The sequence below is a fragment of the Corallococcus sp. AB045 genome (assembly GCF_003668895.1).
Taxonomy (GTDB): Bacteria; Myxococcota; Myxococcia; order Myxococcales; family Myxococcaceae; genus Corallococcus; species Corallococcus coralloides.
Genome location: NZ_RAWN01000051.1, coordinates 23,359 through 46,478, shown reverse-complemented (window position 1 = coordinate 46,478; position 23,120 = coordinate 23,359). Strand labels below are relative to the sequence as shown.

At 69.9% G+C, this 23,120-nt stretch carries 13 protein-coding genes; 8 read left to right on the top strand and 5 right to left on the bottom strand.

Annotation, left to right across the window (positions count from 1 at the left end):
* Positions 1-39: 39 nt before the first annotated feature.
* Complete coding sequence (locus D7Y21_RS14940) at positions 40-3,627, top strand: PD40 domain-containing protein (RefSeq protein ID WP_121713936.1); 3,588 nt, start codon at positions 40-42, stop codon at positions 3,625-3,627.
* A 45-nt stretch (positions 3,628-3,672) separates the two neighbouring features.
* On the opposite strand, the gene D7Y21_RS14935 is transcribed toward D7Y21_RS14940, so the two are convergent.
* Complete coding sequence (locus D7Y21_RS14935) at positions 3,673-4,143, bottom strand: hypothetical protein (RefSeq protein ID WP_120563739.1); 471 nt, start codon at positions 4,141-4,143, stop codon at positions 3,673-3,675.
* Between the two features lie 358 nt (positions 4,144-4,501).
* Here D7Y21_RS14935 and D7Y21_RS14930 point away from each other — a divergent pair, with 358 nt between their 5' ends.
* On the top strand, positions 4,502-6,340 hold the full coding sequence (locus D7Y21_RS14930) for a CotH kinase family protein (protein WP_121713934.1): 1,839 nt from the start codon (positions 4,502-4,504) through the stop codon (positions 6,338-6,340).
* Positions 6,341-6,343: 3 nt separating this feature from the next.
* Here D7Y21_RS14930 and pbpC read toward each other — a convergent pair whose 3' ends face one another.
* A complete protein-coding gene (gene pbpC, locus D7Y21_RS14925; RefSeq protein ID WP_120563434.1) occupies positions 6,344-8,704 on the bottom strand; it encodes a penicillin-binding protein 1C in 2,361 nt (786 codons plus the stop codon).
* Between the two features lie 5 nt (positions 8,705-8,709).
* Positions 8,710-14,424, bottom strand: a complete 5,715-nt coding sequence (locus D7Y21_RS14920) for an Ig-like domain-containing alpha-2-macroglobulin family protein (protein WP_121713932.1) — start codon at positions 14,422-14,424, stop codon at positions 8,710-8,712.
* A gap of 272 nt (positions 14,425-14,696) precedes the next feature.
* Here D7Y21_RS14920 and D7Y21_RS14915 point away from each other — a divergent pair, with 272 nt between their 5' ends.
* The 4 genes from D7Y21_RS14915 (at position 14,697) to sthA (ending at position 18,037) form a co-directional block, all read left to right on the top strand.
* Entirely contained in the window at positions 14,697-15,428 is a 732-nt protein-coding gene (locus D7Y21_RS14915; protein ID WP_121713930.1) for an RNA methyltransferase, read from the top strand.
* A gap of 101 nt (positions 15,429-15,529) precedes the next feature.
* Entirely contained in the window at positions 15,530-15,748 is a 219-nt protein-coding gene (locus D7Y21_RS14910; protein WP_233591584.1) for a hypothetical protein, read from the top strand.
* A gap of 45 nt (positions 15,749-15,793) precedes the next feature.
* Entirely contained in the window at positions 15,794-16,588 is a 795-nt protein-coding gene (locus tag D7Y21_RS14905; RefSeq protein ID WP_120563438.1) for a pseudouridine synthase, read from the top strand.
* Positions 16,589-16,633: 45 nt separating this feature from the next.
* Complete coding sequence (gene sthA / locus D7Y21_RS14900) at positions 16,634-18,037, top strand: Si-specific NAD(P)(+) transhydrogenase (RefSeq protein ID WP_121713928.1); 1,404 nt, start codon at positions 16,634-16,636, stop codon at positions 18,035-18,037.
* Between the two features lie 13 nt (positions 18,038-18,050).
* Here the strand turns inward: sthA and D7Y21_RS14895 are convergent, their stop codons facing one another.
* A complete protein-coding gene (locus D7Y21_RS14895; RefSeq protein WP_121713926.1) occupies positions 18,051-18,389 on the bottom strand; it encodes a hypothetical protein in 339 nt (112 codons plus the stop codon).
* A 10-nt stretch (positions 18,390-18,399) separates the two neighbouring features.
* A complete protein-coding gene (locus D7Y21_RS14890) occupies positions 18,400-18,762 on the bottom strand; it encodes a nuclear transport factor 2 family protein (RefSeq protein ID WP_014398450.1) in 363 nt (120 codons plus the stop codon).
* Positions 18,763-18,919: 157 nt separating this feature from the next.
* Between D7Y21_RS14890 and fusA the strand changes: the two genes are divergently transcribed.
* Both fusA and D7Y21_RS14880 read left to right on the top strand, forming a co-directional pair.
* The gene (gene fusA, locus D7Y21_RS14885) at positions 18,920-21,037 is read left to right on the top strand and encodes an elongation factor G (protein WP_120563441.1); all 2,118 of its coding nucleotides are present in this window, start codon (positions 18,920-18,922) and stop codon (positions 21,035-21,037) included.
* Between the two features lie 104 nt (positions 21,038-21,141).
* On the top strand, positions 21,142-23,079 hold the full coding sequence (locus D7Y21_RS14880; protein WP_121713924.1) for an ABC-F family ATP-binding cassette domain-containing protein: 1,938 nt from the start codon (positions 21,142-21,144) through the stop codon (positions 23,077-23,079).
* Positions 23,080-23,120: the final 41 nt, after the last annotated feature.

Genomic DNA, 23,120 nt, shown 5'->3' with positions numbered 1-23,120 from the left:
CCCCTGATAGCCTGTCTCCTCGCCGTACCGAGGTGCTTTTTGAACCCCCGTCCGCACGTGATCGCCGTGCTGCTGGCCCTGCTCCTGCCGGAGCTCGCGCTGGCCCAGGTCTTCGTCGTTCCCCGTCGCGCGGGGAAGACGCCCGTGAACAGCTACGAGTTCGAGTGGCGGCATGTCGACATCCTCGTGGGTCCCGCCGCCACCGGCCTGGCGAAGCCCGCGGACCACACCGCGCATGAGAACCCGCCCGGCACCCAGGGCGGCGCCAATCCGCAGGCACCCACCACGTCGTCCCAGACGGGCGACATGCAGTCCCCGCCGGGCGGCCCGGAGGTCACCCCTTCCGGCAACGTGACCATGGCGCCGCCGGGTGAGCAGAAGCCCCCGGCCGATGGCATCGCGCTCGACATGGGCGCGTCCGACGCCGGCATCCCTCCGACCGTCACGGGCCTTGCCGACGGCGGCATCCCGCCTCCGGGCGTGGTGGCGCTGGCGGACGGCGGCACGGTGGGCGACGCGGGCACGCTCGCGGGTGTCACCAGCGAGGACGGCGGCACGGTGTTCTCCGGCGCGCCGCTGATGCTGGGAGGCAGCACGGACGGCGGCTTCAAATACACCTACGCGAAGGACCTGGGCGCGAAGACGGGCGGCGTGCGCTTCTACTTCTACGAGCGCGAGCGCGAGGTGGCCGAGCGGGCCGCGCCCATCATCGAGGAGGCGTACCGGTACCTGGTGGATCAGTTCAAGTACGTGCCCACGGAGACGTTCCCGTACATCCTCTACAGCAGCTACGCGGAGTTCCTGCAGACGAACGTGTTCGCGGTCTCCGAGGGCACGCTGGGCGTCACCTCCACGGAGGACCTGAAGCTGTCCCTGCCGTACCTGGGCGACCACCACCTCTTCGAGGAGGTCAGCACGCACGAACTGGCGCACCAGTTCACCATCCAGAAGGTGCGCACCGTGGCCGAGCAGGCCAAGACGTTTGGCGACCCGCTGGGCGGCTATCCGCTGTGGTTCATCGAAGGCCTGGCGGAGTTCTACGCCAAGCGCGGCCTGGACCCCGAGGCGGAGATGATGGTGCGGGACCTGCTGGTGAACCCGGACCTGATGAAGGGCTATGCCTTCCTCGACTTCTTCTCCCCCGGGCCGTACGGCTACCTGTGGATCTACAAGGTCGGTCAGGCGCGCGTGGCGTTCCTGGAGGACGAGTACGGCGCGGGCATCACCCAGCGGCTGCTGGAAGAGGCGCCCCGGCTGGTGGGCGGCTCGCGTGATTCCCCGTCGCTCAAGTTCGAGGAGCTGCTGGAGCGGCTGACGGGGGATGACCCCAAGCGCATCTCCGCGCGGTTCGAGAACTGGCTCAAGCGCCGGGCGTTCAAGACGTACCTGGACTCGTCGCAGACGGCGCCCGCGCTGGACTCGCTGGGCGAGACGCCGGGAATCGTGACGGCGATGGCCAGCGGTCCGGACGGCAACGTGCTGGCGCTGCGCACCATCATTCCGGAGACGGGCGAGAGCCGGCTGTACCTCACGGATCCGCGCACGCCGGGCAAGACGGTGAAGGTGGCGGGTGACGGCGTTCCGGGCGTGGAGTCCCTGCACCCGGTGTCCGGCCGCAACTTCGCGCTGACCAAGGACAAGGTCGCGTTCGTGGCGGAGCGCACCGGGCGCGACGTGCTGTACGTGCAGGACTACGTGCACCTCTCCGAGAAGCGGGCCACGGACGTGCTGGTGCGGCGCTCGGCGGTGCGCACGGGCATCGGCACGGAGGTGGGCCTCAACGTGAAGCTGGAGACGGGCGACCGGCGCTCGTACCGCGTCGACAGGCAGGGCGTGCTGGCCATCTACTCGCCGGCCTTCTCCCCGGACGGCCGCTACATCGCGTTCATCGGCATCAACGACGCGGGCCTGCGCGACGTGTACCTGGTGGACCTCACGCAGGGCGAGGACGCGAAGATCCGCAAGCTCACCGATGACGTCTTCGCGGAGCGCCAGGTCACCTGGGGCCCGTCCGGCATCATCTACACGTCCGACGCGACGTCGCACCGCAAGTACAACCTCTTCCGCATCAAGCCGGACGCGCCGGCGGGACAGGCCGAGCGCCTCACCAGCGAGGACCGCGATGAGGCGGATCCGCTGGCGCTGCCGGACGGCCGCGTGTTCTTCGTCGCCTACAACAAGAGCAGCTCCGACCTGCACGAGCGGCTGGCGGATGGCCGCATCGTGCGGCGCACCGACCTGACGACGGGCGTCTTCGAGCCGGGCCCCGGCCCCGACGGCGGCCTGTGGATGCTCTTCCACATGAGCGGTGAGCGGAAGCCGTCCCTCCTGCGTCCGCCGCGCATGCTGTCGATGGAGAGCGCGAAGGAGCCGGCGGCGGATCCGCCCTCACCGCTGGCGCTCCGGCCCCTCACCGACGCGCAGGCCTACAGGCCCTTCACGCGGGAGAACATCGAGCTGGGGCCCATCTTCGGCTTCGCGGGCGCGGGCGGTGGCGGCTTCGTGGGACAGGTGTTCGCGTCCGCGTCCGACCGGCTGCGCGACCACCAGATGGTCCTGACGCTGGCGGTGTACGGCTCCTTCGAGTTGACGGACGGCCTGCTGCTCTACGTCAACGACGAGAAGCGCACGACGTGGGGCGCCGGTCTGTTCCAGTCGCTGCGCTTCCGCGTGGACAAGACGTTCGACAACCTGCCGGCGAATCAGCGTCCGTTCTTCGTGTCGTCGGAGCGCTACTTCGGCGCGTTGGGCAGCCTGCGCTACCCGCTCAGCACCTTCTTCTACCTCCAGGGCGACCTGAGCATCGGCGGCACGAAGTACTTCCTGGATGACTTCAGCGAGTTCTACCTGGCGTTCCCGGAGCGCAACGAGTCGAACATGGAGCTCTTGTCCGCGTGGCGCGCGGACAATCAGCACATCCGCTTCCAGACGGAGCTGAGCGGGCGCGTCGGCTACGACAGCATCAAGTACCACTACGCGACGGGGCCGCTCGCGGGCAGCTCCGTGCTGCTGGAGGCCACCGTCGGCGTGCAGCCCTTCGACGGGCAGGCGTACGGCAACCTGCGCCTGGACGCGGAGCGGTACTTCCCCATCTACGGACGCACCAACTTCTTCGCGCGCCTGGGCGCGGGCACCACGGCGGGCGGCCGCTACGCGCGCTCCTACTACCTGTCCAGCTTCGACACCCTGCGCGGCGTGAACTTCGGCGACGAGCGGTGGCTCCTGGGCCAGCACTTCGTCTACTCCACGCTGGAGGCGCAGCTGCCCCTCAACGACATCATCCGGGTGGCCTTCCTGAGCGACCTGGAGGCCATCGCCGCGGTGGACATGGGCGGCGTGGGCGAAAGCGCGAGGGACTTGTGGGACCACCGCGTGCTCAACGCCGTCGTCGGCTTCAACCTGTCGCTGGGGCCCCTGCTGTTGCGCCTGCACTTCGCGCGGCCCTTCGACATCAACGCCGCCGCGGGCATGCCCGACGAGGGCTGGGTGACGAACTTCTCCATCGGCGTCGCCGGCCTCAACGGCTTCTTCGACACCAGGGGCGACCGCAGGCCGGGCTCCGCCACGCCGGGCCCGGCGCTGATGCCTGCCCTGGGCGGCGGCTACACCACGCCCATGGCGCACTGAAGAAAGGGGCGCGCTTCCCTCTTCCCGGGGAGGCGCGCTCCCGTGTCAGGACTGCGCGGCGACGAGGGCGGCGTTGGCTCGAGCCAGCGGTCCCCCGTCGTTGGGGATGCGCTCGAAGTCCCCGCGCAGGGCCTTGATGGCGAACTTCTCCAGGTCAATCTCCCGGCGGGTGCGCACGCCCAGCGTTCGCACCAGCACGGAGAGGGGCCCGAAGCCGGTGAGGCCATGCTGGAGGAGCAGGGCCAGGGTGACGCCGCCGAGCATGCGCCAGCCCCGGCCGGACCTACGGCCGAGCAGCAGGCCTCCGAGCGCCATCGCGGGGACGCTCACGACCAGCGTCCGGTGCACGTCCCACTCGTGCTCCAGCTTGTCGAGGTACCGGCTCATCTCCGAGCGGTCCCCCTGCTCCGCCATGTAGCGGACACACGACTCCACATGGGCGTCGATGCGCCGGTTCATCGTGGAAGGCGCATGGGCACGCACGGCATCGGTCGAGGTCTGGTTCCAGGACTCCATCATCGCTCCCTTGACGGACTTGGGCCGTCCTCCAGCCTGCTCCTGAAAAGCTAGGTCCGGCGGTCGTGTCCGTGCACAGCGCGGCGTTCCGTGGCCGTTGCCCGGCTGCTCGCCTCGGGGGCGATGACGCCTGGCTCTTTGTTCCGGAGGGCAGGCGGGCAGGCCCGCGCCGGCCCCTCACGCGGTCCGTCAGCGGCCCCCAGGGAGGGCAGGCGAGCATTCCGGGAAGGGAAAGAGTTTTCCTTCCGCTGGGTGATCCAGGGCCCATGCGTCGCCCCCGTGAACTTCCTCGCAGACGACAGGCGGGGGCTTCCACCGTCCTGGCGGAGAGGCATGGGGCTTGCTCAAGGGTCGGACGATGATGCGCCTACGACTCCTGATCAGCCTCTCGATGCTGCTGGCGGCATGTGGTGCCGGAACGTCGAATCCCGATGACCCACTGCCCTCCGAGACCGACCCCGGCATCACGGACCCCAACACGCCGGACGCCGGTGCACCTGACGCGGGCTCCTCGGACGCGGGCACCCCGGATGCCGGGGCTTCCGACGGCGGCTCCGTGGATGCGGGCACCGACCCGGTGGATGGCGGGAGCGCGGATGCCGGCACGGATCCGCAGCCCATTCCGGAGGTGGAGCGGCCCTACACGCTGCCGAAGCTCCAGACGACGGTGCCGGAGTACGCGCTGATCATGCCTCCGGAGGTGCTGGAGAAGTTCATCAACGACCCGTGGACGGAGGAGCAGGACGCGACGTTCCAGGCGAACGGCAAGACGTTCCCGGTGAAGGTGCGGCTGCGCGGAGCCTCCGCGCGTTTCTTCGACAAGAAGAGCTGGAACGTCAGCTTCGCGGACAAGGACAAGTTCGAGGGCCGCACGTCGCTCAACCTCGTCGCTGAGTACGCCGACGCGTCGATGATCGCGGAGAAGATCTCCTGCGACCTGCTGGCGGCGATGCGGGTGCCTGCGTCGAAGGCGACGTTCGTGCGGCTCTCCGTGAACGGGAACTACGAGGGCGTGTTCCTGGAGGTGGAGCAGGTCAACAAGGCCTTCCTCAAGGCGAGGCAGTTCCCGGACGACGACGCGTCCATCTACCGCGCGGGCTGGAAGGACACGGAGTTCAAGACGTGGAAGGTGCCCTACCAGGGCGACTGGGTGAAGAAGACGAACGAGAGCGAGCCCGACGACGCGCTGTGGGAGGTGCTGGACGTCATCAACCACACGCCGGAGCCGCAGTTGGTGGCCGCGCTGGAGAAGAACCTGGAGATTGAGTCCTACGTGCGCTCCATGGTGCTGGACGCGCTGATGTCCAACAACTTCGTGGAGGACTCCGAGAGCTACTTCATGCACGACGACATCACCGGGCGCTGGCGCTACGTGCCCTGGGACCTGAACAACGTCGATGCGCGCTGGTGGTACACGAACACGGTGGAGGACCAGTCCGCCTCCACGAGCAACATGAAGCACCCGCTGTTCAACTTCACGCTGCTGGATGGCTGGGTGGAGAAGATGTACCAGCAGCGCAAGCTGGAACAGGGGAGCTACCCGGGCTACCTGCCGACGTTCTCCAACATGGGCACGCGCGTGGTGCTGAACCCCGTGCTGCGCTCCCGCCTGGAGGCTCGGCTGGACAAGGCGCTGGACGAGGTCTTCACCTCGAAGGTGATGGACCCGTACATCGACCAACTCCATGCGTTGCTCAACGCGTCCATGCAGCAGGACCCGTACATGGACTACGCGAAGTTCAGCGCGGGCAAGGCGTACATGAAGCGCTTCGTGAAGGTGCGCCGCGAGTTCGTGATGGCGGAGGTGAAGCGGCTGAAGGCGGCTCGGTCCACGCTGGTGATGGAGGCGTTCGACCCGCGCGAGGGCTGGGTGGAGGTGGCCAACCACGGCACGCAGGCGGTGTCGCTCCAGGGCATGACGCTGACCACGAACCTGCGCGTGAGCCTGGCGGGCGGTGACTACGCGCCCACCATCGTGAAGGCCCCCATGGGCGCGGTGCTGGGCAACACGACGGTGGCGCCGGGCCAGACGGTGCGGCTCACGGCCGCGTCTCTGGGCATCACCTTCCCCGCCAAGGGCGAGGTGGGCCTGTTCGACGGCACGTCGGTGGTGGGCATGAAGGACGCGCTGTTCTACGGCCAGCTGCCCGCGGGCAAGCACTACGCCCGCGGCGCGGAGGGCTGGGAGGTGCGCTGAGCCCTACTGCCGCTCGCGCACCACCAACGTGCGCCGAGCGGTGAGGCCGCGGTCGTCGGTGACGAGGATGTCGTGCGTGCCCACGCTCGGCTTCCACCACAGGCGCTCCGCGGCCTTCGCCGTTCCCAGGACGGCTCCGTCCACGAACCACGTCAGCTCCCGGTCGTGCGCGGCCTCCGCCTCCAGGGGGATCTTCTGCTCCTCCGTGTTCATGCCCGGGATGAGCAGCGCCACCGTCCCTTCCGGCGGCGATAGGATGGTCGGCGTGTCGCGCTCGCCTCCCGCGACGCAGCCGGGTGCCAGGGGCGGCGGTTCAGGCAACTGACGCTGCTGCTCCGCGAGCCACCGGCGCAGGCTGGACGGCCAGGTCAGGTACACGCGCGACTCCGTCTTGCGCCCGTCCCGGCACCCCGGCCCCACGGCCAGGCCCGTCGCCACGTCCACCTCCACCCGGTGGTGGTACGGACACGGTGTCGTCGGCACCGCCGTGCGCACCGCGTCCACCCGCTTGCGCTGCGTGCACGCGTCCGTGGGCAGGTGCCCCGAATACGCGCACACCTCCACGCTCACCAGGTCCTTCGGCGGCGCGGCGTCCTCCTCCTGCAACGCCGTGCCTCGCGGGCCGATGCCTTCCAGGATGTCGAACAGCAGCGGGGCCGCGTTCTCCGCGCCCACCAGGTGCACGCTCGACGCGTGGTCGAAGTTGCCCAGCCACACCACCGCCGTGTGCTTCGGCCCGGAGCCCGCCGCCCACGCATCCCGGTTGCCGAAGCTCGTGCCCGTCTTCCAGTGCACCCGCGCTGGCAGCCCCGTGAGCCGCCTTCGCTCCGGGAAGTCCGGCCGATCCCTCAACGCCAACGCCTGCCGCGTCAGCCACGCCGCTCCCGGCGATACCAACGCCTGGGCCTTCTTCGGCGCCGTGTCCTGCGCCAGCACCCGCAGCGGACGCACCTGACCATCTCCCGCCAGCGCCAGGTACACGCCCGTCAACTCCAGCGGCGTCAGCTCCAAGCCGCCCACCGCCGCGGACAGGCCGTAGTGCCCCGGCCGCGGATCCAGGCTGTTGACGCCCGCCTGCCGCAGCGAACCCAGGAAGCCCTCCACGCCCAGCCGCTCCAACAGCCTCACGAACGGCAGGTTGAGCGACTGCGACAGCGCGGACTCCATCCGCACCAGCCCCAGGAACCGCCCGTCGAAGTTGCGCGGCTGGTAGCCGCCGTACGCCACGGGGATGTCCGGCACCAGCGTCTCCGGTCCCACCAGGCCCTGATCAATCCCTAGCGCATACAACAGCGGCTTGAGCGCGGACCCCGGCGAGCGCGGCGTGGCGAAGCCGATGATCTGCCCACCGTGCTGGGCATCGAAGAAGTCGAAGTTCCCCACCAGCGCGCGCACCTCGCCCGTCTCCCGGTCCGCCACCACCGCCGCGCCGTTGTGGATGCCCTGCCGGTCCAACCGCCGGGCCGCTTCCCCCAGCGTGCGTTCGACGAAGCGCTGCGTGCCCGCGTCCAGCGTCGTCGCCAGCCACGTCTCTCCAGGCCGCTGCGCCTTGAGCCACACCGCCGCGTGCGGCGCTTCCCTCGGAAATGGCGTGAGCACGTTCGGCACCGCCGTCGCCCGCACCTCCGCCAGCACCGTGTCGGACGCGACGCCCTCCACGGCCAGCCCTCCGGACTCCAGGAGCCTCCGGGCAATGTCGTCCCGGGCCGAGCGCAGCCGCTCCTGGTTCTCCGGCGACGGGAAGCGCCGGTTCGGGTTCTGCGGCACCGCCAGCAGCGTGGCGATCTCCGCCGGGCTCAGGTGCTGGGCGGTGTGCCCGAAGTACGCGAGCGCCGCCGCCTCCACGCCCTCCACGTTGCGCCCGTAGGGCACGAACTGGAGGTACGCCTCCAGCACCTCCTGCTTGGACAACCGCGCCTCCAACTGGGCTGCGCGGAACGACTCAATCACCTTCGAGGTGAACGTGCGGGGACGGGGCTCCAGCACGCGCACCAGCTGCATCGTCAACGTGGAGGCGCCCGACACCCGCCGCCCCCGGCTCAGGTTGAGCCCGAGGGCGCGCAGGGCCGCGAGCGGATCCACGCCCGGGTGCTGGAAGAACCGCTTGTCCTCCAGCGCCAGGAGGGCGCGGACATAGGCCCGGTCGACGCGGTCCTTCGGCGCGGGGATGCGCCACCGCTCGTCCGGGGCGAGGAAGACGTACGCGGGCGACCCGTCCCGGTACGCCATCACCACCGAGGGGGGCGCCGCCAACCGCTCCGGCAGCGGCACCCACCAGGCCGCCACGAGGCCCGCGCCCAACAGCACGAGCCCCGCCAGCGCCACCCCCGCCCACTTCCTCACGTTGAGACGCACGCGACGCATGGGGCCTAGAGCAGGTCGTCCTTCCAGGGGCCCAACACCTGCACCGTGCCCGCGGCATCCCGGGCCCAGAGCGAGGAGTCGTACATCGCCTCGGCCTCCGCGGACGGCAGGGTGAAGCTGCCCGCGGTCACCGCGCGCACCGCGTAGACGAGCTTCTTCGTCTCATGGGCCTGCAGCGCGCCGAACGCCTCCATGCGGTCATCGCGCACGTTCACGTAGTCGGCGGCCCACAGCGAATCCGCGTCCACCCAGTCCACGCTGCCGCCGCGCCCCAGGCGGGCGTTTTCGATCTCCCAGCCCGCCGGCAGCCGGTCCACCAGCGCGATGTTCTGCACGCGCTCGCCCCGGGTGTTGGTCACCTCCAGTTCCACGTAGATGAGGTCCGCCAGCTTCACCGGCTGGGCCTTCATGTCCAGCGCGGTGCCGTCCAGCGAGCGCCAGGTGCGCTTGAGCGTCAGCCCCTCTCCCCCCACCTTCACCTCGGGCGTGGTGCGCACGCCCTCGCTGTTGAGGATGAGGTACACGTTGCCGCCGCCCTTCTCCTTCAGGTCCAGCGACACGCTGGCGCGCTCGCTGGCGCGGGCCAGGGCCCACGTGCGGTCCGACACGCGCGCGTCCTTCTCCGCGACGGGCGTCACCGTCTTGCCCGCCACCGTGAGCGTGGGCGGCGAGAAGCTGGTCGCCGTGCCCTGCAGCCGCTTGCCCAGGCCGGTGATGCCCCAGACCAGCTCCTGCGTCGAGTAGTACGCCGACGTGCGGGCGGACAGCGCCGTCGCCACCATGCGCGCCAGGGGCTCCCCTTCCGGCGCGTCGCCGAAGAGGTCCTGGAAGGTGCTGAGCATCATCCCGCGCCGGCGCCGGTCCGAATAGAACGACCAGTTGTTGCGGCGGTCATCGGTGACGGTGGACACGTCCGGGTTGCGCAGCTCCTTCTCGTAGCGGCGGTCGCCGGACAGCCACAGCGCGGCCTTGAGCAGGTACAGGTCCTCCTGGTCCTCGCCGCCGAGCGCGGCCTTCTTCGCCGCCGTCTCCAGCGCGCTCACCATCGCCTGCGCCCGCGCCTTGCGCCCCTTGCCCGCCACCGCGAGCACGTAGTGCATGTACGCCTCCGAGTGCTGGCCGTAGTGGTCGTCCTGCCCCACGCGGCCCTCCTTCCGGGTCAGCTCGTCACCCATCCACGCGAGCGCGCTGTCCACGCGGTCGTCCGGCACCGGGTACTTCAGCTTGCGCGCGTCCAGCAGCATGTGCGTCGCATAGGCCGTGCCCCAGGCCACCGGCTCCGTCTGGCCCGGCCAGTACGCGAAGCCGCCCGAGGCCGTCTGCATGGCCAGCACCCGGTTGATGCCCGACTGCACCATGTCCTCCACCTTCGCCGTGGAGACCAGCGTCGGATCCACGCGCTCCACCAGCTGGCTCACGAACAAGAGCGGGCGGGTGGAGGACGTCGTCTGCTCGATGCAGCCGTACGGGTAGCGCACCAGGTACGAGAGGTGCTGGAGCGACTTCGCGTAGGGATTGTTCGTCACCCAGACGCTGGTGCGCTCCGTGGTGGGCACCCAACCGGCGAGCAGCGCCTTCAGGTCCGTGGTGCCCTCCGCCAGCTCCACCTGCTGAATCTTGCGCTCACGGGGCCCGGCGGGAGACAGCGGCACGTCCAGCTGCTCGCGCGACGTGTAGCCACCGCCCTCCACCGTCACCACCAGCCGCGCCGCGCCCACGGACTGCACCGCGCGGCCCTGGAAGACGAAGGTGCGGGACTTGCCGTCCTCCAGCTTCGCGCGGCCCTCGCTCTTGCCCTTGAGCTCCAGCGGCGAGCCCAGGCCCTCCGGCATCGCGAGCCCAGGCACCGCCAGCGCCTCCGCGGACAGCGACACCTTCACGTCCTGCGCCTTGCCGGACAGGTTGGTGACGAAGACCGGGATTTGAATTTCGTCGTTCTGGGTGAGGAAGCGCGGCAGCGTCGTCTGGAGCACCAGCGGGTCACGCACCAGCACCTGCGCGCTGGCCCGGCCAATGCGCTTCGCGCCCGCCGTCACCACCATCACCCGCACCGCGCCCCGGTACTGCGGCAGCTTGAAGGGCACCTTCAGCTTGCCGTTGGCGGGGACCTCCACCACGCCGCTCCACAGGGCCACGGGCTTCACCGGCTGCACGCGGCCTTCCGCGCCGCCCTCGTCACCGCCGGTGGAGCTGGAGTTGCCACCCGGCGGCACCAGGAGCGCCCAGCCCACCGTCTCGTAGGTCTGGATGCCCAGCGCGCGCCGCGTGAAGATCTCCTTCAGCGGATCCGGACTCTGGAAGCGCGTGAGGGACAGGATGCCCTCGTCCACCACCGCCACGGTGGCGAAGGTGGGGCCCTCCACGCCTTCCACCGCCACGTCCACGGTGAGCGTGTCGTTGCTGCGGACCTCCTTGGGCACCGTCAGCGCGACGGCATGGGTGAAGTCCACCGGCTCCAGCGCGATGCTGCCCACGCCAAAGGCGCGGTCGGGCATGAACGCCTGTGCGGATTCCAGGTGCGGGTCCTTCACCAGGAACGCGCTCACGTACACGTTGGGCGCGTATTCGGAAGGCGTGAACGACCAGGTCACCTCACCCGGCTCCACCTGCTTCCACGCGGTGGTGAGCACGCGGTCGGTCTCCACGGTGAAGAGGACGCGGCCCCGGTAGGGCGCCTTCATCTTCACGGTGAGGGCCTCGCCCACCTTGCCCTTGGCGGGCAGCGAAATGTCCAGCGCCGTGGGCTTCAGGGGCCGCGGCGTCTGGTCCACGCGCGAGCCCTCACCCCACCAGTAGTAGCGGCCCTCTCCTTCGATGGCGAGGTCCGTCTGGGTGTTGCCCGCGCGAGCGCGCACGAGGTAGCCCGCGCCGTCGCGGCCCGGCAGCACCGTCGCGGTGAAGCGGCCGTTCTCCACCTTCGCCGTCGCCTCGCCCTCACGCTGCGGGCGCAGGTAGCGCTGGTAGCGCTCGTAGCCGGACTCCTCGTCGTAGTAGTAGCCGTAGTTCTCCTCGAGCAACTGGTACTCCAGCTGCACCGTCTTCGGCGCCTTGTCGCCGGTGACGGGCTGGCCGTTCCAGTCCACCACCACGCCGGTCAGCGTGAAGGGCGTGGCCGCCTTCACCTTCTGCGTGTTGGCCTGGAGGCCCAGGTAATACGCCTCCGGGTGCACCGGCACAGTGGCCTCGCCGATGGTGGAGCGGCCGCTGCCGGACTCGAAGACGCTGGCCACCGCGGACAGGCGCGCCGCGCCCTTCATGGGGCCGGACGCCGCCTGCGCCGGGCAGTTGAGGAGCGCCTGCCCCTTCGCGTCGAGCGTGCCCTTCACCTGCCCCAGTGTGACGGGCCGGGGCGCGTTGCCGTCCTGGCGCCAGACGCCGTAGGTGTACTGGGCGTTCTGCTTGGGCTTGAAGGGCACGGACTCCAACCGGCACGTCATCTCCACCGGGCTGCCCTCCGCGGATCCGCCGAAGAGGTACGCGGCCTCCACGCCCACCGGAATCTCCGTGCCCTGCACGTAGCCCGGCGCGCTGGTGCTGGCCGTCACCTTCATGCGCTCCGGGACGAACTCCTCCACGTTCACCGCGTAGGAGGCCAGGTCGCGGTCCGCCACCTTGAGGCGCACCCAGTAGTGGCCGGTGTCCTGGAACGCCGCGAAGGCCTGGTCGAAGGCCACGAGCCCCGCCGCGTTCGTCTTCAGCGTCACCTTGCGGATTTCACGCTCGCGCGGGTCGATGACACGCACCTCCACCGGCATGCCCACGGGCGGCGCCAGGTTGTCCTGGCCGCGCAGCACCGCGGCCACGTGCGCGGTGTCACCGGGACGGTACACGCCTCGGTCGGACCAGATGGAGGCGCGGTAGGGCTGCTCGGCGCGGTACGGCTCGCCCTGCACGTCCGAGTTGGCGATCTCCGTCTTCAGCTCGTCGTACTTGAGGTACGTCAGCTCGTCGCCCTTGCGCGCCACCAGCGCGAACGGAGCGCTGTCGTCCACGCCGGGCGCGGGGACCTTGAGCTGGCAGCCCGCCTCGCCCTGCGTGGTGCAGCGGGCCACGGCCTGTCCGCTCTTCTTCACCAGCGTCACCTCCACGCCGGACAGGGGCTCCGTGCTCTCCAGGCCCAGGGCCCAGACCCACACCTCGCCCGAGTCCTTCGAGCCGACGGCCGGCCCGCCGCGCTTGGCCACGAGGCTCAGGTCGGTGAGCAGGATGCGGGCGGCGGCCTTGTAGTCGCCGCGCTCGGCGAGGATCTCCACCAGGCCGCGCGTGTTCGCGGGCACCAGCGACGCCACGTCGATGTACGTGGTGAGCAGCGCGTCCGGCGTGGACTTGAGCGGCACCGCCTTGCGCACCAGCACGTTGCTCGTGCGCTCGTCGGCGGTCTCCGAGTAGTCGCTGCCCATCCAGAAGACGAGGTTCTCCGGCGGGATGTTGCGCACCGTGAGCGTCACCTCTTCCAGGTTGAGATGCTGCAGGGGCAGGTTGCGCCACGCGCTGCGCGGCAGGTAGCGGCCGTTGGCGTTGAAGCGCACCTGGGACTGGCGCGCGGGCACGGAGAAGCCGCGCGACCAGGCGCCCATCAGCGTGCCGCCGCCCACGGAGAGCGTGCCCTCCGCGAGGGAGAGCGTGTGCGGGCCGCGCTTGAAGTCACCGAAGATGCGGAAGCCGCGCCGCGACGGGGCCACGGTGAACTTCACCTTCGGCTTGAAGCGGATGGCGTCCTGGGCCACCGCGTCGCTCAGCGAGCAGCCCTTGTTGTCGTCGTCGTAGTAGTACGAATCCCACTGCTCGTCGGTGGGGCTCGCCGGGGCGTCCGCCGCCACATCGCGGCAGCTCACCTCGTAGAAGTAGCCGCTGGAGCCCTCCTGGAGGCTCACGTAGGTGATGTCCAGCCGCTTGCCGCCGTTCAGCCCGAAGCTGCTCGTGGCCGCGGGCGCCTGCACGGTGGAGGCGCCGCCCACCGGTGTCAGCCCTTCGCGCAGGGAGAACTGCAACGTCGCTCCGGGCTTGAGCTTCGGGTGGGTGAGCGCCACGGACAGGGAGCTGCGCGTGTCCGCGCGGGTGCTCCACTTCACGTCGCTGATGACGGTGTCGCCCACGCGGAAGCTGGTGCGGGAGCGCACGGCGGCCAGGTCCACCGGCCCGGAGAAGTCCACGTTCGCCTCCACGCGGCCCTTCGGCAGGTCCATGCGCGTGGGGTAGATCTGGGAGAACTTGAAGGCGTAGGTCGTGAAGTTGTAGCGCCACTCGCGCGCGGACGGCGGCTTGATGACGCCCGCGTCGGTGTTCACCGCGTCCACGGACACCGTGTACGTCGTGCCGGCGGCGAAGCCCGTGGACGGAGTGAAGAGCAGCGACGAGGGGCCCGTCCACCGCAGGCTGCCCCCGACCTCCGGAGACACCGTGACGACGCTGCCGTCGACGCTCTCGTAGCGCGGGCGCACCGGCAGCGCGAACTCGATGACCACGCCCGTGGGCAGGGCGTTCTCGCTGGCCAGCTCGTGGATGACGGGCGTGAGCTTCGCGGCCTGCACCGGCGCGGGGGTGGACGGGGACGTGGCGCCGGCATCAGGCGTCGTGGCGGACGAGGTGGTGGCGGGCGGCGTCTTCGCGGGCTCTTGCTTACAGCCGGCGGCGAGCGCGCCCACGAGCAACGCCGGCAAGAGCCAGCGGGCACGGGGAGCGCGCGCGGCCTTCGGCGGGACTGCGGACTGCGGGGACATGTTTCCTCCAGGAGGTAGCGGCGGAACCGATTTCATGCCGCGTGCCGCGCGTGGGCTCCTCGGAGGCGCACGGGAAGTGCGGCCCGGCGACCACATGCCGGCGCTCCCCCGTGCGCGTCCGCGGACCCACAGGGTGTCCGGGCAGCCACACTCGCGGGTGGCCTGCTGGACGCGCGCGGGACGCGGGATTTCGCGGTGCAGACTGGCGGTGAGACACCTCGGCGGTCAACAGGGGTCCCTGCCCGGGGCCCGCGGCGGTAGGGTGCGCGCCCATGGTGCTGCCCGTCCGATTCGTCCTCATGCGCCCGCGCAACGCGGAGAACCTGGGTGCCGCCGCCCGCGCCCTGAAGAACTGCGGCCTGTCCGACTGGGCCTGGGTGACGCCGGAGGTGGAGGACCTGGGCCCCGCCCACCGGCTGGCGGTGCACGCGGAGGACGTGCTGGGTGGGGTGAAGCGGCCGGACTCGCTGGACGCGGCGGTGTCCGACTGCGTCTGGGTGGTGGGCACCAGCTCCCGCAAGGTGGAGGGAAAGCGCCGCCTGTCTCCGAGGGCCGTGGGAGAGGAGCTGGTGGCGCGGGCGAAGCAGGGGCCCGTGGCGCTCGTCTTCGGGGATGAGCGCAGCGGCCTCACCAACGCGGAGGTGGAGCGCTGCCACGACCTGTCCGCTGTGCCCACCGCGCCGGAGCAGCCCTCCATCAACCTGGCGCAGGCGGTGCTGCTCTACGCCTATGAGGTCCGCATGGCGCACCTGGCGGACACCGCGCCGCCGCCGGGTCCCCTGCCCCTGGCCGCCACGGACGAGGAGCTGGCCCGGGTAGAGGCCACACTGGAAGCACTCCTCACCACGGGCGGCTTCCTCGTGGACGAAAAGCCCGGGCGCACGGCGGTGCGGGACCTGGTCGCGCCCCTGCGCCGCTCCCGCCTCACGCGCAACGAGGCCCGGCTCTGGCTGGCCGCGCTGCACACCGTGCGCAAGCACTTCCCGGGCAGGGACGACCCCTGAGCAGGCAGGGGGACACCCCACCCCTCGCGGCGGGATGCGTGCGCGTCGCTACCTTTCCTGGAACGTCCGAACCTCACGGAAAGGAGCACCGCGTGAACCACATGCCCTACGAGTCGATGATCGTGGGAGGCACCGAGCCCGGCCCTGGCCGTCAGGCGCCATCCCACGAGGACGCACTGGAGGAACCCGGACGCACGCCCGAGACGGCGGAAGACGGCGGGCTGGAGGAGGAGTCCCACCGCATGGCGGACGGCGACGAGCCGGGCAGGACGCCGGGCTCCGCCGAGGGCGAGGACCCCGACGAACCGGCCCGGCACTAACTGAGGGACACGCCGCCGCCCGAGCGCGGCTACAGTGCCGCGCCCATGCCTCGCAAGCCCGAACGGCCCCCCAAGTCCCCGCCCCGCCCCAACCGCTGGGAGGGCAAGGAGAAGCCGGACTGGCTCTCCCGCGCGCTCGCCCGCGCGGGCGCCATGCCCCAGGACGAGGCCGAGGCCGCCATCAAGGCGGGCCGAGTCACCGTCAACGGCCGCGTGGCGACCACGCCGCTGACTCCCGTGCCGCCCGACGCCGTCATCAAGGTGGACGGGATGCCGGTGCGCAAGGGGGCGCCCACGCACGTGCTGGCCTTCCACAAGCCTGCGGGGGTGCTGACCTCCACCGCGCGCCAGCACCGCACGGGCACGGTGTTCGAGCTGCTCCTGCCCCAGCTGCCCCTGGAGCTGAACCGCTTCACCTGGCACGCCGTGGGCCGGCTGGACGTGGACACCACGGGCCTGTTGCTCTTCACCAACGACGACAAGCTGGTGGCCCACGCCACGTCCCCGGAGACGAACCTGCCCAAGCGCTACGTGGCCACGGTGTTCAGCACCGCGGACGACGCGAAGGTGGAGCCGCTGCGCCAGGGGATGATGCTGGATGACGGCCCCGCCCGCCCCGCGGTGGTGCGCGTGCGCGACGAGCACACGGTGGAGGTGATTCTCACCGAAGGCCGCCACCACCAGGTGAAGCGCATGCTGGGCGCCGTGGGGCTGCCTGCCCGCGCGCTCCACCGGGAGGCCGTAGGCGACATCACCCTGGACGACATCCCCGAGGGCGGCTTCCGGCTCCTCACCGAGGAGGAGGTCCGCGAGAAGCTGAATTACTCGGGCCGGGACTGACTTCCCGGTGCCCTGGCCCCCCGGGGTGGGGTTAGGGTGCGGCCCATGGCGGACTTCGACCTGGTGGTCATCGGATCAGGCCCCGCGGGTGAATGGGGCGCGGTGCAGGCCTCGCTCGCGGGGAAGCGGGTGGCGGTGGTGGAGCGGGAGCCGGTGCTCGGCGGCACCGCGGCGAACACCGGCACCCTCCCCTCCAAGACGCTGCGAGAGACAGCGCTGCACCTGTCCGGCTTCAAGGCGCGCGGCCTCTACAGCGTGGACGCGACGCTGCGCCACGAGGCCACCGTCTCCGACTTCCTCTTCCGCGAGCGCCGCGTGAAGCAGATGGAGCGCGAGCGCATCCACAAGAACCTCCAGCGCCACGGCGTGACGCTGTTCCAGGGCGCCGGCTCCTTCGTGGACGCGCACACCGTCGCGGTGAAGCGCGACGGCGCGGAGGTCGCCCGGCTCACCGCCGGCACCGTCCTCATCGCCACCGGCTCCAGCCCGTACCGCCCGCCGATGTATCCCTTCGGCGACCCGCGCGTGCACGACTCGGATGAAATCCTCGACATCACCACCCTGCCCCGCACGCTGGTGGTGGTGGGCGGCGGCGTCATCGGCTGCGAGTACGCGTGCATGTTCGCCGCGCTGGGCATCCCGGTGACGCTGGTGGAGGTGAAGAACGACCTCCTGTCCTTCCTGGACGCCGAGGTGGGGCAGGTGCTGCGCGACTGCATGGAGACGCTGGGCGTGCGGCTGCGCCTGGGCCAGACGGTGGAGTCCGCGCACGTGCCGGAGTCCCACGAGGAGCCCATCCGCCTGAAGCTGTCCACCAGCGAGGTGCTGGAGGCGGATCAGGTGCTGGTCGCCTCCGGCCGCACCGCGAACATCGCGGGCCTGGGCATCGAGGCGCTGGGCGTGAAGCAGGGCAAGCGCGGCCAGATTGAAGTGGGGCTCGCGTACCAGACGGCCGTGCCGCACATCTACGCGGTGGGGGACGTCATCGGCTTCCCCGCGCTGGCCTCCACGTCCATGGAGCAGGCCCGCATCGCGGTGGAGCACGCGTTCGGCCCGGGCAAGCGCACGCTCACGCCCATCCTGCCCTACGGCATCTACACCATCCCGGAGGTGTCCATGGCCGGCGACACGGAGGAGTCCCTGCGCGCGCGCAGCGTCCCCTACGTGGTCGGCCGCGCCACCTTCGAAAGCAACCCGCGTGGGCAGATCATCGGGGAGAGGCAGGGACTCCTGAAGCTGCTCTTCCACCGCGACGACATGAAGCTGTTGGGCGTGCACGTGCTGGGCGAACAGGCCTCGGAGCTGGTGCACGTGGGGCTCACCGCGCTGCTCACCGGCTCCACCGCGCAGCTCTTCGTGGAGACCTGCTTCAACTACCCGACGCTGTCGGAGGCCTACAAGGCCGCCACCTACGACGCGTTGGACCAGGTCCGCGTGAGCAGCACCTGATCCACCAGACCCGCTAGCGCGAGTCCTTGAGGCTTCCCACCGTGAAGCCCGCCTCGCGCCGGGCCACCCGGTTCACGCCGTCCGCGGACACCCGGGCCAGCGGGGGCGCGGCGGCGGGCGATGGGGCCTTCGAGGCAGAAGCCTTGGGGGCGGCCCCCTTGGAAGCGCCGCTCTGCCCCGCGGCGCCCTGGAGCAGCTCCCGGATGCGCGCCCAGCGGACCTTCTCCTCCGCCACCAGCCGCACCAGCTCCTCGCGGGCGGAGGCGTCCGGCAGGTCCTCGGCGGCCGCGGCCACCTTGTCCATGAAGGGAGCCAGGTACCCGAAGTCCCGGTCGAAATTGGGGGTCGCCATGGGGGGCACCTTAGCCGTGGTAGACGCGCGACGCGACGATGCGCCCGCCCTTCACCTCCAGCACCTCCGCCACCGGCAGGGGGGCCTCGTTGGGCGCGTGGCGCAGGTACTCCATGAACACCCGGTCCCCGTCCGCCGTGAGGGCCGTCTCCTCGTAGCGCAGGCCCGGCAGCCGGGCGATGGCGTCCCTCCACCACCGCTCCAGGGCCGGCCGGCCCACCAGGCGCCCGCCCGTCTCCGGGTGCAGGACGCGAATCTTGGGCGAGGTGTGTGTTGCATCCTCCGCGTACAGCGCCACCAGGGCGGTGACGTCGTGGGCGTTGAAGGCCTGGAGCCAGGCCCGTGCCAGGGAGAAGTTTTCGCTCGCGCTCATTGTTATGAGACCTCAGTCGGAACAGGGACAGCGGAAAGTAGGCGGATGTACGCCCCGCGTCATGCGGATTTGTCTGGTAACTGGGTCCTGTGGGAAGTAAGGGCCCCGCCTGCTCTGTTCCCTCAGGCAATTTTTTCAATAGAAGAAGGACCGGATCGTGGCCTCCAACGTACCCATCGAGAAGATTCGTAACATCGGTATCTCTGCCCACATCGACTCGGGCAAGACGACGCTCTCCGAGCGCATCCTGTTCTACACGGGCAAGATCCACGAGATCCACGAGGTCCGCGGCAAGGACGGCGTGGGCGCGATCATGGACTCGATGGACCTGGAGCGTGAGAAGGGCATCACCATCCAGTCCGCCGCCACGTACGCGATGTGGGGCGAGTACAACATCAACCTGATCGACACCCCGGGACACGTGGACTTCACCATCGAGGTGGAGCGCGCGCTCCGCGTCCTCGACGGTGCCATCCTGGTGCTCTGCTCCGTGTCGGGCGTGCAGTCGCAGTCCATCACGGTGGACCGCCAGATGAAGCGCTACAAGGTTCCGCGCATCGCGTTCATCAACAAGATGGACCGCTCGGGCGCGAACTACGACCGCGTCGCCGCGCAGCTGAAGGAGAAGCTGGGCCACCACGCGGTGAAGCTCCAGTACCCCATCGGCGCGGAGGACCGCTTCCAGGGCCTCATCGACCTGCTCTCCATGAAGGCGTTCTACTTCGATGGTGAGAACGGCGAGAACGTGCGCGAGGAGGCCATCCCCGCGGACATGCTCGACGAGGCGAAGCTGCGCCGCGACGAGATGATCGAGGGCATCGCCAACGTCGACGACGAGCTGGGCGAGGCGTTCCTCATGGACCCGGGCGCCATCAACGAGGAGCAGCTCCGCGCCGCCGTGCGCCGGGCCACCATCGCGCTGAAGATGACGCCGGTGATGTGCGGCTCCGCGTACAAGAACAAGGGCGTGCAGCTGCTCCTGAACGCGGTGTGCAGCTACCTGCCCAACCCCAAGGAAGCGACCAACGAGGCCCTCGACCAGAAGAACAACGAGGCCAAGGTCATCCTGGAGTCGGACGCGAACAAGCCCTTCGTCGGCCTGGCGTTCAAGCTGGAAGACGGCCGCTACGGCCAGCTCACCTACATGCGCATCTACCAGGGCAAGGTGAGCAAGGGTGACTTCATCTTCAACCAGGTGAACCAGAAGAAGGTCAAGGTTCCCCGCATCGTCCGCATGCACGCGTCGGAAATGCACGACGTGAGCGAGGCCACGGCCGGCGACATCGTCGCGCTGTTCGGCATCGAGTGCGCCTCCGGCGACACGTTCACCGACGGCACCGTGAACTACACGATGACGTCCATGTTCGTGCCGGACGCGGTGATCTCCCTGGCGGTGACGCCGAAGAACCGCGACAAGCTGACCAACTTCTCCAAGGCGCTCAACCGCTTCCACAAGGAAGACCCCACCTTCCGCGTGCACCGTGACGAAGAGTCCGCGCAGACCATCATCAGCGGCATGGGCGAGCTGCACCTGGAGATCTACATCGAGCGCATGAAGCGCGAGTACGACTGCGAAGTGGTCGCCGGCAAGCCCCAGGTGGCGTACCGCGAGACCATCTCCCAGAAGGGCGAGTTCGCGTACACGCACAAGAAGCAGACCGGTGGTTCCGGTCAGTTCGCGCGCGTGTGCGGCTACGTGGAGCCCCTGCCCTCGGACGCCGTGCAGCAGTACGAGTTCGTGGACGACATCGTCGGTGGCTCCATCCCGCGCGAGTTCATCCCCGCGTGCGACAAGGGCTTCACGGAGGCCGTGAAGAAGGGCAGCCTCATCGGATTCCCCGTGGTGGGCCTGCGCGTGGTCATCAACGACGGCGCGTTCCACGCGGTGGACTCGTCCGAAATGGCGTTCAAGACGGCCGCCATCATGGGCTTCCGCGAGGGCTACGCCGCCGCCAAGCCGATCATCCTCGAGCCGATCATGAAGGTTGAAGTCACGGCTCCGGAAGACTTCCAGGGTTCCGTCGTCGGCCAGCTGAACCAGCGCCGCGGCACCATCCTGGAGACGGGCACCGCCGAGGGCTACGTCACGGCCGTGGCGGAAGTGCCGCTGAACACGATGTTCGGCTACTCCACCGACCTGCGCTCCGCGACCCAGGGCAAGGGCGAGTTCACGATGGAGTTCGCCCGGTACTCGCCGGTCCCCCGCAACGAGGCGGAGGCCCTGATGGCGCAGTACAAGGAGAAGCAGGCCGCGGAGCAGGCTGCCCGCAAGTAGTCCGGGTGCCCACGCCGCACTGGCTGTAGGAAGGGCGCTCCCCGCTTCAAGTGGGGGGCGCCCTTTCGCTTTCTTCCGTCCCCCTTTTCGAAAGGTTCCTTTCCGTGACGCTGCTTCGCGCCGCCAACGTCCAGCTCGCCTTCGGCAGCCGCACCGTCTTCGAGGGCCTCACCTTCACCATCGAGGAGGGCGAGCGCGTGGGCCTCGTGGGCGTCAACGGCTCCGGCAAGTCGTCCCTGATGAAGATATTGGCCGGCGCGGCGAAGCCGGACCTGGGCGAGCTGCAGCTGCGCCGGGGCGCGCGTGTCACCTACCTGCCCCAGGAGCCGGAGTTCCCCGAAGGCGCCACCGTGCAGAGCGAGCTCGCCGTGTCCCAGGCGCCGCTGAAGGAGGCGCTGGACGCGCACGCGGAGCTGTCCCGGAAGCTGGAGGCGGACCCCGCGCACGCCACCCAGAAGATGCTGGAGCAGCTGTCCGCGCTGAGCGACCGGATTGAACAGGCGGGCGGCTGGGACACGGAGCACCACGCGAAGACGCTCTTGGACCGGCTGGGCGTGAAGGACTGGGACCGGCCCGTGGCGCAGCTGTCCGGAGGCCTGCGCAAGCGCGTGGCCATCGCGCGCGCGTTGCTCACGCGCCCGGACCTGCTGCTCTTGGACGAGCCCACCAACCACCTGGACGCGGACACCGTGGACTGGCTGGAGGACGAGTTGGACAAGCTGCCCGGGGCGCTGCTGCTCGTCACGCACGACCGCTACTTCCTGGACGACCTGGTGGACCGCATCGTCGAAATCCAGCCCGGCGGCGGCCTCATCTCCTACCCCGGCAACTACGCGGCCTACGTGGAGCAGAAGCTCGTGGCCCAGGAGAACGCGGAGACGGCGGAGCACAAGCGCGGACGCTGGATTGCCCAGGAGGTGGCGTGGCTGCGCAAGGGCCCGGAGGCGCGGCGCACCAAGAGCAAGGCCCGCATCGAGAGGGCGCAGAAGCTGCTGGCGGAGAAGGGCTTCCAGCGCCCCAAGGTGGCGGATTTGAAGGTGGTGGCGGCGCCCCGGCTGGGCCACACCGTCATCGAGGCTGAAGGGCTGAAGAAGTCCTTCGGCGACCGCAAGGTGCTGGACGGCGTGGACTTCCGCCTCCAGCGCGGCGAGCGCGTGGGCTTCCTGGGGCCCAACGGCGTGGGCAAGACGACCTTCCTGCGTGTGATGCTGGGGGAGATTCCCGCGGACAGCGGCAAGCTCGTCATCGGGAAGAACACCAAGGTCGCCTACTACGATCAGCAGCGCGCCCAGTTGGATCCGGATCAGACGGTGTACGACGCGGCCTCCAACGGCGAGGACCACGTGGAGCTGGCGGACCGGAAGGTGGCCCTGCGCGACTACCTGGAGGACCTGCTCTTCCCGGTGCCCATGCAGCGCATGAAGGTGGGCGCGCTGTCCGGCGGCGAGCGCAACCGGCTGCTGCTGGCGCGGCTGTTCCTGGAAGGCGCCAACGTGCTGGTGCTGGACGAGCCCACCAACGACCTGGACATCGTCACCCTCAACATCCTGGAGCGCCTGCTCCTGGACTTCGCGGGCAGCACCCTGCTGGTGACGCACGACCGGTACTTCCTCGACAAGGTGGCCACCGCCATCCTCTCCTTCGACGGCGAGGGCAAGGTCACCCGCTACGAGGGCAACTACGACATGTACAAGCGGCTGCGCGAGCAGTCGCAGGCCGCCGCGCTCAAGGCCGCCGCGCTCAAGAAGGACGAGCCGAAGAAGGACGAGCCCCGCGAGGACTCCGCCCAGAAGCCCGCGCAGAAGAAGCCCGGGAAGCTCTCCTACAAGGACCAGCGCGAGCTGGACGGCATGGAGGCCACCATCGAGGCCGCGGAGAAGCGCAAGGCGGAGCTGGAGGCGAAGCTGGCCGACCCCGCCGTCTACAGCCAGGGCTCCAAGGTGGCGGAGGTGAATCAGGCCCTGGAAGCCACCACCGCCGAAGTGGACCGGCTCTATACGAGATGGCAGGAATTGCAGGACCTGGCGGCTGGAACTGCCTGACGCGGCGATATTTGCGCGGGGCAAACATCAATGGGTGGCAC

What these genes read in the sequence shown, in the direction of transcription:
- D7Y21_RS14895 (WP_121713926.1), bottom strand. Translation starts at nt 18,389, where the DNA reads ATGGCGACCCCCAATTTCGACCGGGACTTCGGGTACCTGGCTCCCTTC.
- D7Y21_RS14930 (WP_121713934.1), top strand. Translation starts at nt 4,502, where the DNA reads ATGATGCGCCTACGACTCCTGATCAGCCTCTCGATGCTGCTGGCGGCA.
- D7Y21_RS14935 (WP_120563739.1), bottom strand. Translation starts at nt 4,143, where the DNA reads ATGGAGTCCTGGAACCAGACCTCGACCGATGCCGTGCGTGCCCATGCG.
- pbpC (WP_120563434.1), bottom strand. Translation starts at nt 8,704, where the DNA reads ATGCGTCGCGTGCGTCTCAACGTGAGGAAGTGGGCGGGGGTGGCGCTG.
- D7Y21_RS14905 (WP_120563438.1), top strand. Translation starts at nt 15,794, where the DNA reads ATGCCTCGCAAGCCCGAACGGCCCCCCAAGTCCCCGCCCCGCCCCAAC.
- D7Y21_RS14910 (WP_233591584.1), top strand. Translation starts at nt 15,530, where the DNA reads ATGCCCTACGAGTCGATGATCGTGGGAGGCACCGAGCCCGGCCCTGGC.
- D7Y21_RS14920 (WP_121713932.1), bottom strand. Translation starts at nt 14,424, where the DNA reads ATGTCCCCGCAGTCCGCAGTCCCGCCGAAGGCCGCGCGCGCTCCCCGT.
- D7Y21_RS14915 (WP_121713930.1), top strand. Translation starts at nt 14,697, where the DNA reads ATGGTGCTGCCCGTCCGATTCGTCCTCATGCGCCCGCGCAACGCGGAG.
- D7Y21_RS14890 (WP_014398450.1), bottom strand. Translation starts at nt 18,762, where the DNA reads ATGAGCGCGAGCGAAAACTTCTCCCTGGCACGGGCCTGGCTCCAGGCC.
- sthA (WP_121713928.1), top strand. Translation starts at nt 16,634, where the DNA reads ATGGCGGACTTCGACCTGGTGGTCATCGGATCAGGCCCCGCGGGTGAA.